This window comes from uncultured Nitrosomonas sp. (assembly GCF_902826915.1).
GTDB lineage: Bacteria > Pseudomonadota > Gammaproteobacteria > Burkholderiales > Nitrosomonadaceae > Nitrosomonas.
The window spans coordinates 56,667-70,485 of sequence record NZ_CADEGP010000004.1 but is presented as its reverse complement, the minus strand read 5'-3'; the positions used below and the strand labels follow the sequence as shown (position 1 = coordinate 70,485).

Here is a 13,819-nt window from a genome sequence, read left to right as displayed (position 1 = left end):
CACTGCCGCTGGTGAGGCAATGTCAGCTACTGGATGTGGCACGCTCAACAGCATATTACCGGGGAGAAATTGTCCAATCAAGTGAGGCCACTTCTCATTAAGACGGTGTTAAGAAACCGTTATATTTATTCAACGTTATAGGGTATCATTCAAATCGATCTTGTTCCTACGTTTATTCTTATAAATATATGTTTTGATAGTATTTTAAAGCAAGCTTCATGATAATCTAATGAGGTGAGACTATGAGTTACTTTGAAAAGAAATTCTCGCGACGTAAGATGATAAAATTCATGGTGATAGGCGCCACTTTTCCTATTGTAAATAGCATAGTTGACCAAGCACAAGCAGCAAAAGCTTCCAAGGGATTAATGAAATATCGTGACGAACCAAACGGAGAGGAGCAATGCAGTAACTGTATGCAATTCGTTCCGGGTAAAACACCAGAAACTAAAGGCGAGTGCAAGGTTGTGGAAGGCAGCGTTAGTCCTCAAGGCTGGTGTACTGCTTATGCCAAGAAAACATAAATTATTCACTCAACTCTGTAGTTATAATATTGCCATTTAATTTTATTTCATCTAAGGGTTACGCTCGCTGACCGGTGCGAAGCATATGCTCGCAGAAGTGAGTAGTCTGATCCCTAAGGCGTATTTTCTTTATTTGTATTTCCTCCTTATGGCTAAACAAAATTTGATTTCAATTCGGTAAGGTATAATCAAATAATCAATCGCGAGAGAAAAAATGGAACTATCCGCACTATTGACATCCGTTCACGTCGGAACTCCAAGGGGCGTATAAGACAAGCTGGATAATGGATTGATTAGTTTGTTAAGATAAGGCAAGTTTAATTTATTGTTTTTCCAATGCTATATTTTTTAGAAATTTTTTATGTATATATTGGAAGAAAGTAACTATTCAGGATTCTGTGGTTTTTGCACGATTAATTTCAAGTTGTGTCTAGTATATTAACTTGTTGGCATCAATGGTGGCTTTGGAAGAGCGACTCCTATCAATTTGATTTTCACTTCATTATTTAATATCGTACCAATTGAATGTTAAAAGAGATTTTATATGAATCTTGAAAAAGTGGTTTTTGGTTTCTTTATCGTACTGGCATTGACGCTTAATTTCGGATTTGTCATTGGCGACATTGACAATCCCGCACATCATCATCCGTATGAATTGTATGCCGCCATTATCGTCAATCTCATTGCGACGGTATTAAAGTTTGGAGATCGCACCCAGATAGGAGCTGTTCACCTATCTACAAGCTTGGTTGCTGATTTGCAACTAATTGTGGCAGCAATTCTTTATGCCGCAGTAGGCGATACTCCTGCTGAATACACAATGATTAATCATGTTGTTTCATTGGCAGGTGGAGCTTTGCTGGCAAATATTGTCTCTGTCATTCTTTTAATAGCTGAGACGCTTAGTCTTCGACGTTAAATAGTTAATCTTACAATTAATCAAAATTAACTATGAATCCATTGAGATTCAAATTTGAATAATATCGTTTTCCTCATTCTACGGCGCATTCGCGCGCCTCTTATCGCAGTAATTGTCAGCTTCGGTATAGCTGTTTTTGGAATGACGCTGATGCCAGGTATTGAGATCGAGGGAGAAGTTTTCTATCTATCGCTGTTCCAGGCGTTCTATATCATAAGCTACACCGCTACTACTATTGGTTTTGGGGAAGTACCGCATGAATTCAGTACAGCCCAACGTCTTTGGATGACATTCTCCATCTATCTGACAGTTATTTCGTGGTTCTACGCTATTGGTAATATCATCGCGCTGTTTCAGGATGTTAGTTTAAAAATTGCTATTACCACATCAAGATTTACTAAAGCGGTCACACGCCTGCGTGACCCTTTCTATATTATTTGCGGATATGGTGAGACTGGTAGCTTGTTAGTTAATTCACTTGATCGCAAGCATATAAGAGTTGTCGTGATCGAAATCTTGCAAGATCGAATCAATGATCTTGAGCTAGAAGATTATCAGTATGATATTCCCGCATTATGTGCTGATGTTGAGCTGCCCGATGTTTTGATTAAGGCGGGGATAGGCCATTCGATGTGTGCAGGGATCGCAGCATTGACTAATAATGATCATGCAAATCTTGCGGTGGCTATTGCAGCCAAAATAATAAACCCCTCCTTGATGGTTCTTGGTAGGGCTGAGAATGCTGATACAGCAGCCAATATGGAGTCTTTTAAGACAGATCATATTATTAACCCATACACACTGTTCGGGGATCATTTGGCAATGCAAGTACATGCGCTCGGCGTTTATCTGCTTCATGAATGGCTCACTGGTATCCCAGGACAGAGTCTCCTATCCCCAGATTGTCCGCCTATTGGTAAATGGGTAGTATGTGGTTATGGACGCTTTGGAAAGTCAGTCGTAAAAAGTCTTCAACGCGAAGAAATCGCTATCACTATTATTGAGGCCAATCCTGAATTAACAGGATGTGAAGCGTGTATTATTGGGAGCGGCACCGAGTCTAAAACTTTAGAAGAAGCTGACATCAGAAATGCTCTTGGTGTTGTCGCTGGAACAGATAATGATGTAAACAACCTTTCTATCGTTATAACTGCGCGAGAAATGAATCCAGAATTATTTGTAGTCATTCGCAAGAACAAGCGTTATAACGATATTTTATTTGACCACTATAAAGCCAACATTACGATGCAACCCAGTAACATTATTGCGCATGAATGTTTGGCGCATATGATATCTCCGTTGCTTGCTGGTTTTCTATCTCTGGTGCGTACCCAGACTAACGGTTGGGCAAATCAATTAATAAGTCGATTAGTGAACACTATTGGAGAACAAGTGCCCGAGACATGGACGATCATGATTGATGACTCTCATGCTTCGGCGGTAATTACTTTATTGTCTCAGAGAGTAACTGTGACACTTGATAATCTGGCACGTGACCCTGGCAACCGTGACTCAAAACTGGAACTCATGCCTTTAATGTTGCTACGTGATGATATTCCATTGTTGCTTCCTGCTTATGACTTTCATGTTAAAAAACATGATCAAATATTATTTTGTGGACGGGTGAATGCAAGAAAAACATTATCTTTTGTGTTAGGTAGTTATAAAGCCTTAAGTTATATAATTAGCGGAGAAGTAATGGCGGATGGCTTGGTATGGCGTTGGTTGAGTAAGAAGTTTAAGAAAAAAACAGGTATTCTTCCTTAATTATTCGAGTAATCTGTAAATCCTTTTCTTTTGCAAGTTTATTTACTCAGAAAATAAAATCTTGCATCTCCGCTACCAACACACTATTGCGTACATGCTGTAATACGAAAAAAATGCGATACAGCTCTTCAATAAAAGCAAAATTGGCTCTCGATATCTGACGTTCTAAAAGTAAATTGAGTTAAATACAGAACACGTAATAGCTCCCGACGAAGAAACGATCATAATCTATGCTCAAGAGTTCGCGAATCATGCGCAGCACGAAATTTAATTTTTTAAATAATTCAACCCACAACTCCTCGCAGTGTATTACTTTTTCATCACATTGAAAAGAATCTATTTCCCGAGTGGGCCGGCGCAAAGCCATGCTGGAAGGGGTATTTATCTATGAAGAGATCAATTTTATATAGAACTGCTTAAGCAATTTAGTGACGACAAGTTGACGGCAACAAGGTAAGTTTTGGGAGAAGTTGACATACCCCTGCCTTTGTTATATTAGGTTCTCTACAGGATGCAGAAGCTTTTATATTCCAGGCGACAAAAGCATCAACTCGCTTCTGATTTAATTTACCAGAATCGAACTCTACCCGTATCCAAATGAACAAAATTGGACGAAGGATAATAGCCAACACCGCCTATTTGTAATGACAATGCCGCGCTGCGTAAATCGGATAGTTTTCGTCCTGGCAGACGAATATCGATGGCCTTTCCATGCGTATGCATGCTGTCTCTGGCAACTCCGCCGCTCTGTGCTGCCAGTTTGGCATTGGTGGCAGGAGAACGGTACGCGGAGATTACATGAAATTCTTGATTGGTTCTTAATTTGTGTTGTAGCAGATGAAGAAAATCAAATAAGGTAGGATCGATGGAATGTCGGTCACCGGTACGATGATCCCGCAATACCTGATTGATGGCACGCATGCCTTCCGGAATGTAACGGCCATTAGCCCAAAAGGTCGCGCGGGTACGCTCACCGGTATGTAGGTTAAGAAAACTCAGCTTTTTCTCTAAGGGTTTTTTGATGGCGGCGTGCACGGATGTTGCTGCCATTGGCAATGCTAACAAAGTACATGCGCCTAAGCCGGTTTTTAAAAAACGTCGGCGGCTAGGTTCTGTTTCTGATAAATACGCTTGATCCAGAAATTTTCGTATCATCGATTATTTTCTCCTGAAAATGTTGCGATTGTGTGCGAAAAATAATTTACCAACGAGCATAACGCAACGCACGTAAATCACGGTCATAGATATCTGGGTAGAAGTGCACTTTTCTGCGCTCATCAGCCCAGGCGGTAATATACACCAAGTAAAGCGGTAATGGTTTAGGTAAATGGGTAGTAATGGTTTTATCGCTTGCCAGATTCGCGTTAAATTTTTCCGGCAAGCTTTGTTGATTCAGGGCAAAAGCTGCCAGCTCGAAAGGTTTCTCCAGGCGGATGCAGCCGGAACTAAAGGTTCTTATATCTTTGTTAAACAGTGACTTAGATGGCGTGTCGTGCAAGTAAATGCTGAATGGATTGGAGAACATGAATTTAATTTTACCCAGTGAGTTGTGACTCCCTGGATCCTGCCGCAGAAAATAGGGAAATCCTCTCTTAATTGCATTCCAGTCGATGGTATCCGGGTCAATCGATTGTGCGCCACGTTCTTGCGCGGGGAAAACCTTGAATCCAGCGGTAGAGAAGTAAGTGGGGTCTTGCTGCTGCTTCGGTAATAAATCTTTGCGAGCGATGCTGGCTGGAACATTCCAATAAGGGTTCAGCACCATATATGAGAGTGCGCCATTAAAACTGGGGGTTGAACGGTAATCCCGCCCGACAATAATGCGCATATTCAGAACTGGTTCGTCATTTTCAATGGCGGTGAGGTAGAAGCCAGCGGTATTGATCAGCAGATGGCGTTGTCCCAGATTCCTGGGTAACCAGCGCAGGCGTTCCATATTGATGCGTAGTTGGCGTATTTTCCATTCGAGCGGAATATTCAAGGCGCTTATGGTGTTTTTCCCGATAATGCCATCTGTATTGAGGCCATGTTGTTCCTGAAAGGCCTTGATGGCGTTAACCAGTTCGCTATCGTAGTATTGGCTTTCACTAGCACTAGGAATCAGGTTGAATTCAGACAGACCATCAGCCGCGTATGCTTGCATCATGCGCTGGCGAACCAAAGGAATGCTGGGATAGGTATCACCGGGCCGGATAGACGGTGAACTGGGAACACGAACCCATTCTATGGAATCTCTGAGTAGTCCCTGATAGTGTGCCAAGGTCTGCTTGAGTAATTGATAATTCAGTGTTTGTGGAGGCAATTCTTGCAGTGACTGCTCCAAATAACCGGCATGTATGGCTTCTTGCAAGAATGCAACGGCATCAAAATTGGCTTTCGGGATATGCCAATCCTGATCGGCTGCGGTCGCGGAAAAACGGCCGCGGGATAAATCTTTTGCTAGCTTAAATACTGCGTGTGTCGTGCGGATTTCCAGCTCAGTTGCTGTTGCTGGAGATTGTTCTGCACGCTGTAACAGCTGTGTCAATTGTTGTAATTGATAATCCTGACTGTTTAATCCTTCGGTTTCTGCGCTGGCAATGAATGCCAAGGCTATTTTGAGCTGAGGTGATTCGGATGTTCCCGAGATCCATAGCGGTTGATAATTCCGGGCGGCATAAAATCGTTGTAAATCAGCCGCTCCAGTTTTGTTTAGTCCCTCGGCAGGAATAAATAGTTGTCGCTCCATTTCCTTTGCATCAATCAGTAGTGCGACTGCATTGATGGGATTCAATATAAAGAAAAGATAACAAAGAAACCGGAATGTCAGTAAAGATGTTTTGAGTTGGTAGCGTGTCACGCGGGATTTCCTTTGTTGAGCCAATGTATTGTTATGAGATTCCAGGATTTTAACATCAATGATATGTACTGAAATACTCGTTTGAGAGGGATAATTGCCTCGTATTTGTCGATTTTCATCGTTATTTCAGACCAAAGAACCAAGGTCTTAGTTGGCAGTGCTGATTGACGCCGATGAGGCTCAGGCAGCCAACTCATTGGCGATCATTTCCGCTTGCTTCAATACCATTTCAGTTGCCAGCAATTGCATGTCGGGCGGATAGCCGAATTGCCGCAGCGTTCTTTTGACAATCACTTTAAGTTTGGCTTTCACGCTTTCCTTGATGGTCCAGTCTATTGAGGCATTTTGACGCACGCGCTGGGTCAGTACGATGGCCAGTTCACGCAACTGGTCATTTTGCATCAGCTCACGGGCGCTGTCGTTACTGGCGACGGCGGTGTAGAAGGCGTACTCAAATTCGGTTAAATCCAGTTTCTTGGCTTCTTGGTCAGAGGCCACGATTTCCTTGCTGATCTTGATCAGTTCTTCAATCACTTCAGCGGCGGTCAGGATTTTGCTGTGATATTTCTTGATGGCATTTTCCAGCATCTCCATCAATGATCGGCTTTGTACTAGATTAACCTTGGCACGTACCCTGAGCTCATCATTGAGCAGCTTCTTCAATACTTCCAAAGCAACATTCTTGTGCTGATAGCCTTTGAGTTCTGCTAGGAAATCTTCGGAAAGGATGGAAATGTCCGGTTTCTTGATACCGGCTGCATCGAATACATCAATCACCTGCTCGGATACCAGCGCACTGTCAATCACTTGCCGGATGGTGGTTTCAATCTCTTCATTAGTTTTGCCGCTACCTGTGCCGTCGAACTTGGATAGGCGTGCTTGAACGGCCTGGAAGAATGCTACTTCATCTTTCGCATCCAGCGCTTGTTCATGAGGAATGGCAATGGCAAACGCCTGAGACAATGCAGTCACCTCATTGATATAGCGTTTCTTGCCGTCGTTTAATCCGAGAATGTGATCCTCAGCTGCTAAAATGAGCGCCAGCTTTTGGGATGTATCCGCAGCAAAATAATCTTCATATGCAAAACCGTGATATAGGGCGGATACCACTTCAAGTTTCTCCAGCATGAGCTGTACAGCCTGTTCCTGCAGCAGGGTCGGATCGCCTTTGCCGCCGGCATCGGAATAAAACGACAGCGCTTCTTTTAAATCAGAAGCAATGCCAAGGTAATCCACCACCAGCCCGCCCGGTTTGTCATGGTGTACCCGGTTCACCCGCGCGATGGCTTGCATCAGGTTGTGGCCTTTCATGGGTTTATCGATATACAGCGTGTGCATACTCGGCGCATCGAATCCGGTTAGCCACATATCCCTTACGATCACCAGTTTTATCTCATCACTGTTATCCTTCATGCGCTCAGCCAATAGCTTACGTTGCTGCTTGGTGGTGTGGTGTTTCGCCATAGTCGGGCCATCGGAGGATGCCGCTGTCATCACCACCTTGATCACACCCTTGTTCAAATCATCGGAATGCCAAGTTGGCTTCAATTGGATGATCTCACCGTATAGATCAGCTGCAATCCGGCGCGACATGCATACAATCATGCCTTTACCCGCGAAGACTTCCTGGCGCGCTTCAAAATGGCTGACGATATCCTGCGCAATGTTCTGGATCCGGCGCTCGCTGCCTATCAGCGCTTCCATCTGTGTCCACTTGGCTTTGGCCTTCTGCGTATCGGTCAGTTCGTCCTGATCCAATTCATCATCGAGTTCCTTGATCAGTTTCCTGCCTTCCTCGCTCAAGGCGACTTTTGCCAAGCGGCTTTCATAGTAGATGCGCACCGTGGCGCCATCTTCCACCGCCTGTGCAATATCGTAAATATCCACATAATTGCCGAATACCGCTGGCGTGTTGACGTCGGTCTTTTCAATCGGCGTGCCGGTAAATCCCAGATAAGTCGCATTGGGCAACGCATCGCGTAAATATTTGGCAAAGCCGTACACCACTTTCTTGCCGATCACGTCACCTGCGGCATTTTTGTCATCCACGGTCTTGGCGGAGAAACCATATTGCGTGCGGTGCGCTTCATCGGCGATCACCACAATGTTGCGCCGATCAGAAAGTTCTTCATACACATTGCCCTGTTCCGGCTGAAACTTTTGGATCGTGGTGAAAATCACGCCACCGGATGCTACGCGCAGCAACTCCTTCAATTGCTGACGGTTCTCGACTTGTTTCGGTTCCTGACGCAGCAATTGTTTGCAGGCGGCAAAAGTATCGAACAACTGATCGTCCAGATCGTTGCGGTCGGTAATCACCACAATGGTGGGATTATTCAGCGCCAGCACGATCTTGCCGGTATAAAACACCATCGACAACGATTTGCCGCTGCCTTGCGTGTGCCACACGACACCGGCTTTTTTATCTCCCTGGGGTTGCTGCGCTACGTCCGGCAAACCATAACTGGCCGGCCTTTGCATGATTTTTGAACCCATGCTGATGTCGGTCGCACGCAAGGTGGAAGCCACGGCGGCATTCACCGCGTAATACTGGTGATAGGCGGCAATCTTTTTCACTGTGCTGATACTGATCACGCCGGTCTGCGTATCTTCTTTCCTGGATTTCTCAAACACCACAAAATGCCGCACCAGGTCGAGCAAAGTCCTTTTGTTCAGCATTCCTTTAATCAAGGTTTCCAGTTGGCTCACCAGATGCGAGGCTTCGATCTTGCCATCGGCGGTTTTCCAGGTCATGAAACGGCTGAAACCTGCTGACAGCGAACCCGCTTTGGCTTCCAGTCCATCCGAGAGCACTAAAAGCGCATTATAGGTAAACAAACTGGGGATGCTGCGTTTGTAGGTTTCCAGTTGCCGCAATGCAGAATGGAGGTTGGCGTTTTCATCGGCAGCATTTTTGAGTTCAATCACCACCAGTGGAATGCCATTGATAAACAGCACCAGATCCGGGCGCTTGTTCTGGTTGTTTTCAATCACGGTGAACTGATTGGCTACGGCAAATTCGTTATTGCCAGGGTTTTCAAAATCAATCAACCAAACGATATCGCCACGTTCGTTGCCTTCATGTTGAAAGCTGACTTTGACGCCTTCGGTGAGCAGGCGATGAAATGTTTCGTTGTTCGTGAGTAATTCGGGGGAATGAATGCGTTCTATCTCTTTCAGGGCAGCCTGCAAAACTATGACAGATAGACCTGGATTGATGCGATTGAGCGCCTTTTCCAAACGACCAGTGAGCAATACCTCATCATAGCGGGTGCGCTCGGGATGATCGCCATCGGGGGCGATATTGGGTGCATGGATGTGACTGTAACCGAGCTGTTCAAACAGCTGAATGGCTAATGCTTCGATGGCGGATTCGGTGAGCTTAGTCATTGGGAACAGATGCCGACAAGTTAAGACGTGATGCCGCAGCCAGGAGCCGCTTATCCTGCGTCCACAATCGGGTGTTGCCGGATAATTGTGTTGAAGCTAATAAATGAACATCGATCAATCCAATGCCCATACCAATCAGTGCCTGTTGTTCAATGAAATAATTCACTTCATCGGTAGAAGCAATAGGGGCTTGCGGCAAGTTATCCAGCGCGGTCAGAATTTCTGCGCGTTGACGCAAGTTGCCTAACGCCAGTTCGCCACGTACAAAAGGGTGGCACAATACTTTGTTCTCAGTCAGCAGGCGGACTAAATAGGGATCGTTACCGCGCAGATGGTTAATCCAGACCGAGGTGTCGACCAGAATCATTCAGGTTTTGACTGACTGGTTTGTCGGCGTGGAATTGCGTTCAGTTGTGGTTCGCTGCCACCTAAATTGGCCAGTCTTTTGGCGCTTTCGCGTTCGATCAGGGCTTTCAAGGCTTCTTTAACCAGTGCGGATTTTTCCTGGACCTGGGTTAAGGCTTGTGCTTTTTCCAGTAATTCATCATCCAATACGATAGTGGTTCTCATGATTTGTCTCCAGATATGTCATCGAATGATGCGCTTTCTTGTGTATGGAAGCAAGTAGGAGAGAAAACCTTTGCTCACGAATTATTGCCATTGATCAAATTGATGATGACTTTCACCATGGTATCTTTTTCCTCGGGTTTGCTCTCGGCAATCAGCAAGGTAAACGCAACCAGGGCATTATCGGCGATGCGTTTGTTGCCATCGGAAAAGGAGTGATTCTTGGCGATGAAATACAGTAAATTAGCCGCTTTTTCTTCAATACTCGGATAGAGTTCCTTGCCGCCAAATGTTTGGTAAATAGTTTCCAATGAGCTTTTGAAGGAATTATCCTTTTCGTTGCCGAACAATCCACTTAGTTTCTCCTGTACACGCCACAGCCGGATTTGCTGGATTGCTTCATCGTAGGCAATTCTGCATTGCCCGGTTTGCTGGATTTCGGTCACCTGTAAACGCTGATGATCGTAATCATCCAGCACCGTCAGCGCGTGGCTGTATTGCTCCAGGATCGACAAGATGCCTTGCGAATCGGAAACGGTCAGGTCTTGCTGCCGGAACAAGCGGGATGACAAGGCAATCGCCTGTTTTAAATCCGCGAGTTTTTGCTGTTGCGTCTGAAGTTTTTGTTCATTCAGCGCATAACCTTGCACCAGGTAGCGCTTGAGAATGTTGCTAGCCCAGATACGGAATTGCGTGCCTTTTTTGGAATTGACGCGATAACCGACGGAAATGATCATGTCCAGATTGTAATGCTCAATCTCGCGGTTGACCGTGCGCTCGCCTTCCTGTTGAACTATCCGGAATTTCCGGATAGTTGCTTCAGCAGCGAGTTCCTGTTCTGCAAGCACATTGTGAATGTGCTCATTGATGGTGCGCACATCCTTATCAAACAAAGACGATAGCTGGCGCTGAGTCAGCCAAACCGTGTCTTGATCCAGCGTAACCTCAAGCTGCACGTTGCCATCGGCGGATTGATAAATAGTAATCTGATCTTGAGTATTCATACGGCCACCCGTACTGCGCCACTCATCAGTTTAGGGAGCAGGGTGTCGCGGAGGGTTTCGAGGGTCTGGATTTGAAGACAGGATTCAATAATTTTGTCGTTTATAGGTTTCGTCATTGATTCAAAGCTATCAATTATAGTTCTTGACGGTATTGTTATTTCTAATGCTTCAAAATCTCCTTTACTTATTGATCCAAATACAGTTCCTTCATCATTGAATTGTTGAATCTCTTTCATTAAAGAACGAAGTTTGAAATAGGTATATGTGTAATATCCAGAATTAGATTTATAGCGAAAAGCGGCAACACCACGACCTATGCAGCATTCCTTTATTGCCATGTTTTGAGCGCCGACAGGAGCTCTTACACTTATTAAGGTATCGTATTTTTTGGCAAGGCGTGTTGGTTCTGTTGTAAACACTCGTTCTTTAGGAAATCTAAATTCAAAATCAGCATTTCCTTGAAACATAGGCATACCAAACCCTTCTTGATTAAATGAAGTTCCTTGTGGTGATTGTCCCATTGTAAAATCAAATTCGTCACTTAAAACTCCATTCTTCCAATCATTTTCCGCTTCCTCCACAAACCACTGCCTAAACAGCGTTTCAACCATAGCTTCGAGGGTTTTGTTCTGGCGGTGCAGCAGGTCGATTTTGTCGTCAAGGCCGGAAAGGACGGCGGCGATGGCGCGTTGTTCTGGAAGTGGCGGCACAGGAATTTCAATTTCCTTTAGAGAAGTCAGTGGGTTACTTATTGATGGAACACCAACTTGGGATTCATATTTTAATATTTGGAATTGGCCAAATTCAGACTTAAAAAAATAGAAGAGATACTCATTATCTATCAGCGTTGGATTGACTGTAAGTTTCATTCCTGATTGGGAAATAACATATCTTTCGTATTTATTATTGGGAATTAGACCTACTTGCCCAATTGTGCCTCTGTGAGTGAAGACTAAATCACCTGGCCGACAATTACTTCCCAACAATTCATCCGCTTTTTCATCGGTCAAATATACAAATACTCCTGCAACATATTTAGCATAATTAAGATTTGTTCCTCGAATTATGGGAACACCACTAGATACGAAATTCTCGGCTTTAATATTTGAACCAAAAGGCCCCATTGCTATGGAACGTTTATCAATTCCTTTTATGTCAGCAATCTTCATTAGATTCCAATTTTTTGGAATTTTCCCAAAATCAGTATCACTCCACTCACTCACACCTTCACCCTCGCCAAACTTTCAACAATCGCCTGATTGAGCTTAGCTTCTTCCTGCAACTGCGCCTCAAATTCTGCCTTCAGTGAAGCAAATCGTTCGGAGAAATTAAAATCATCTTCTTCATCCGGCAAGCCAACATAGCGTCCAGGTGTCAGCACATAATCCAATTCTTTCACACGCTCAATAGACGTGGATGCACAAAATCCTTTGATATCCGCATATTCTCCTTCACCAGTACGCCAAGCATGGTAAGTGTCGGCAACCTTCTGGATATCCTCATGAGACAGTTCAAGGGTTCGACGATTGATCAAATGGCCGAGGTTACGCGCATCGATGAACAGGATTTCATTTTTACGCGGGTGGCCATTGTTGCGCGCACGATTCATGAACCACAGTCCTGCAGGAATTTGGGTATTCAGAAACAGCTTGGCAGGTAGATTCACAATGCAGTCGATCAGATTGCCATCGGCGATCAGGTTTTTGCGGATTTCTCCTTCGCCGGAGGTTTTGGACGTAAGTGCACCTTTGGCGAGTACTACGCCAGCCATGCCGGTGGGAGATAAATGATAGACAAAATGCTGCAGCCAGGCAAAGTTGGCATTTCCAGAAGGCGGAGTGCCATATTGCCAACGCGCATCACCACGCAGTTGTTCGCCGCTCCAGTCGCTGACGTTGAACGGTGGATTGGCGATGATGAAATCGGCTTTCAGGTCTTTGTGGGCATCGTTGAGGAACGAGCCTTCGTTATTCCATTTCACTTGCGAACTGTCGATGCCGCGAATGGCCAGGTTCATTTTCGCCAGCCGCCAGGTGGTCTGATTGCTTTCCTGCCCGTAAATGGAAATATCGTTGATGCGGCCCTGATGCTCCTCGACAAACTTTTCCGATTGCACGAACATGCCGCCGGAGCCGCAGCATGGATCAAATACGCGCCCTTTGTAAGGCTCCAACATTTTTACCAGCAATTCAACAATGCTGCGCGGGGTATAAAACTGGCCACCTTGCTTACCTTCAGCCAACGCAAACTCACCGAGGAAATATTCAAACACATGACCGAGCACATCTTGACTACGCGCTTTGGCATCACCCAGCGCGATATTGCCGATCAGGTCGATCAGTTCACCCAGTGATGTCGGATCGAGGTTCTGGCGAGCGTAGACTTTGGGCAATACGCCTTTAAGCGAGGAATTTTCTTTTTCAATCGCATCCATGGCGGCATCCACATAAGTGCCGATGTCGGGTTGTTTGGCTTGTGCCACCAGATGCGACCAGCGCGATTCCGCAGGAACAAAGAAAACATTCTCTGCTTTGTATTCATCCTTATCTTCCGGGTCGGCTCCGGCGAAATCACCTTCACCCGCGTTGAGCCGGTGGTACAATTCCTCGAACGCATCCGAGATGTATTTCAGGAACATGAGTCCCAGCACCACATGCTTGTATTCCGCTGCATCAATGTTTTTGCGTAACTTGTCGGCAGCTTTCCAGAGCTGCTTTTCCAAGGGTTCTGTTTTGGCTTCTTTGGCTTTAGCCATGGTTGAATTTTTTCCTTTTAGCCTCGCGATAAACAGCGAGAGGTGCGATTGAAT

At 45.1% G+C, this 13,819-nt stretch carries 11 protein-coding genes; 3 read left to right on the top strand and 8 right to left on the bottom strand.

The window, feature by feature from the left end:
- Nucleotides 1-242: 242 nt before the first annotated feature.
- From QZV86_RS01425 to QZV86_RS01415, 3 genes are all read left to right on the top strand, one after another.
- On the top strand, nt 243-524 hold the full coding sequence (locus QZV86_RS01425; RefSeq protein WP_295623501.1) for a high-potential iron-sulfur protein: 282 nt from the start codon (nt 243-245) through the stop codon (nt 522-524).
- Between the two features lie 544 nt (nt 525-1,068).
- On the top strand, nt 1,069-1,443 hold the full coding sequence (locus tag QZV86_RS01420; protein ID WP_295623500.1) for a DUF6394 family protein: 375 nt from the start codon (nt 1,069-1,071) through the stop codon (nt 1,441-1,443).
- A 54-nt stretch (nt 1,444-1,497) separates the two neighbouring features.
- Nucleotides 1,498-3,210 carry an NAD(P)-binding protein gene (locus tag QZV86_RS01415; RefSeq protein ID WP_295623499.1) on the top strand — a complete coding sequence of 571 codons (1,713 nt, stop codon included), beginning with the start codon at nt 1,498-1,500 and terminating at the stop codon, nt 3,208-3,210.
- A gap of 567 nt (nt 3,211-3,777) precedes the next feature.
- Here QZV86_RS01415 and QZV86_RS01410 read toward each other — a convergent pair.
- From QZV86_RS01410 to QZV86_RS01375, 8 genes are all read right to left on the bottom strand, one after another.
- A complete protein-coding gene (locus tag QZV86_RS01410) occupies nt 3,778-4,365 on the bottom strand; it encodes a DUF882 domain-containing protein (protein ID WP_295623498.1) in 588 nt (195 codons plus the stop codon).
- Between the two features lie 46 nt (nt 4,366-4,411).
- Nucleotides 4,412-6,049 (bottom strand): L,D-transpeptidase family protein, encoded by a 1,638-nt coding sequence (locus tag QZV86_RS01405; protein WP_295623497.1) that lies wholly within the window; start codon nt 6,047-6,049, stop codon nt 4,412-4,414.
- Nucleotides 6,050-6,229: 180 nt separating this feature from the next.
- On the bottom strand, nt 6,230-9,439 hold the full coding sequence (locus QZV86_RS01400) for a type I restriction endonuclease subunit R (protein ID WP_295623496.1): 3,210 nt from the start codon (nt 9,437-9,439) through the stop codon (nt 6,230-6,232).
- A complete protein-coding gene (locus tag QZV86_RS01395) occupies nt 9,432-9,806 on the bottom strand; it encodes a type II toxin-antitoxin system VapC family toxin (RefSeq protein ID WP_295623495.1) in 375 nt (124 codons plus the stop codon). Before QZV86_RS01395 ends, QZV86_RS01400 begins: the two co-directional genes overlap by 8 nt.
- On the bottom strand, nt 9,803-10,009 hold the full coding sequence (locus QZV86_RS01390; protein ID WP_295623494.1) for a type II toxin-antitoxin system VapB family antitoxin: 207 nt from the start codon (nt 10,007-10,009) through the stop codon (nt 9,803-9,805). The genes QZV86_RS01395 and QZV86_RS01390 overlap by 4 nt, the downstream gene beginning before the upstream one ends.
- Before the next feature lie 74 nt (nt 10,010-10,083).
- The gene (rhuM, locus tag QZV86_RS01385; protein ID WP_295623493.1) at nt 10,084-11,010 is read right to left on the bottom strand and encodes a RhuM family protein; all 927 of its coding nucleotides are present in this window, start codon (nt 11,008-11,010) and stop codon (nt 10,084-10,086) included.
- A complete protein-coding gene (locus QZV86_RS01380) occupies nt 11,007-12,233 on the bottom strand; it encodes a restriction endonuclease subunit S (protein WP_295623492.1) in 1,227 nt (408 codons plus the stop codon). The genes rhuM and QZV86_RS01380 overlap by 4 nt, the downstream gene beginning before the upstream one ends.
- Nucleotides 12,230-13,765 carry a class I SAM-dependent DNA methyltransferase gene (locus QZV86_RS01375; RefSeq protein WP_295623491.1) on the bottom strand — a complete coding sequence of 512 codons (1,536 nt, stop codon included), beginning with the start codon at nt 13,763-13,765 and terminating at the stop codon, nt 12,230-12,232. Before QZV86_RS01375 ends, QZV86_RS01380 begins: the two co-directional genes overlap by 4 nt.
- Nucleotides 13,766-13,819 lie beyond the last annotated feature (54 nt).

Coding starts and splice junctions, on each gene's coding strand:
- QZV86_RS01420 (WP_295623500.1), top strand. CDS start 1,069: ATGAATCTTGAAAAAGTGGTTTTTGGTTTCTTTATCGTACTGGCATTG.
- QZV86_RS01395 (WP_295623495.1), bottom strand. CDS start 9,806: ATGATTCTGGTCGACACCTCGGTCTGGATTAACCATCTGCGCGGTAAC.
- QZV86_RS01375 (WP_295623491.1), bottom strand. CDS start 13,765: ATGGCTAAAGCCAAAGAAGCCAAAACAGAACCCTTGGAAAAGCAGCTC.
- rhuM (WP_295623493.1), bottom strand. CDS start 11,010: ATGAATACTCAAGATCAGATTACTATTTATCAATCCGCCGATGGCAAC.
- QZV86_RS01400 (WP_295623496.1), bottom strand. CDS start 9,439: ATGACTAAGCTCACCGAATCCGCCATCGAAGCATTAGCCATTCAGCTG.
- QZV86_RS01425 (WP_295623501.1), top strand. CDS start 243: ATGAGTTACTTTGAAAAGAAATTCTCGCGACGTAAGATGATAAAATTC.
- QZV86_RS01410 (WP_295623498.1), bottom strand. CDS start 4,365: ATGATACGAAAATTTCTGGATCAAGCGTATTTATCAGAAACAGAACCT.
- QZV86_RS01390 (WP_295623494.1), bottom strand. CDS start 10,009: ATGAGAACCACTATCGTATTGGATGATGAATTACTGGAAAAAGCACAA.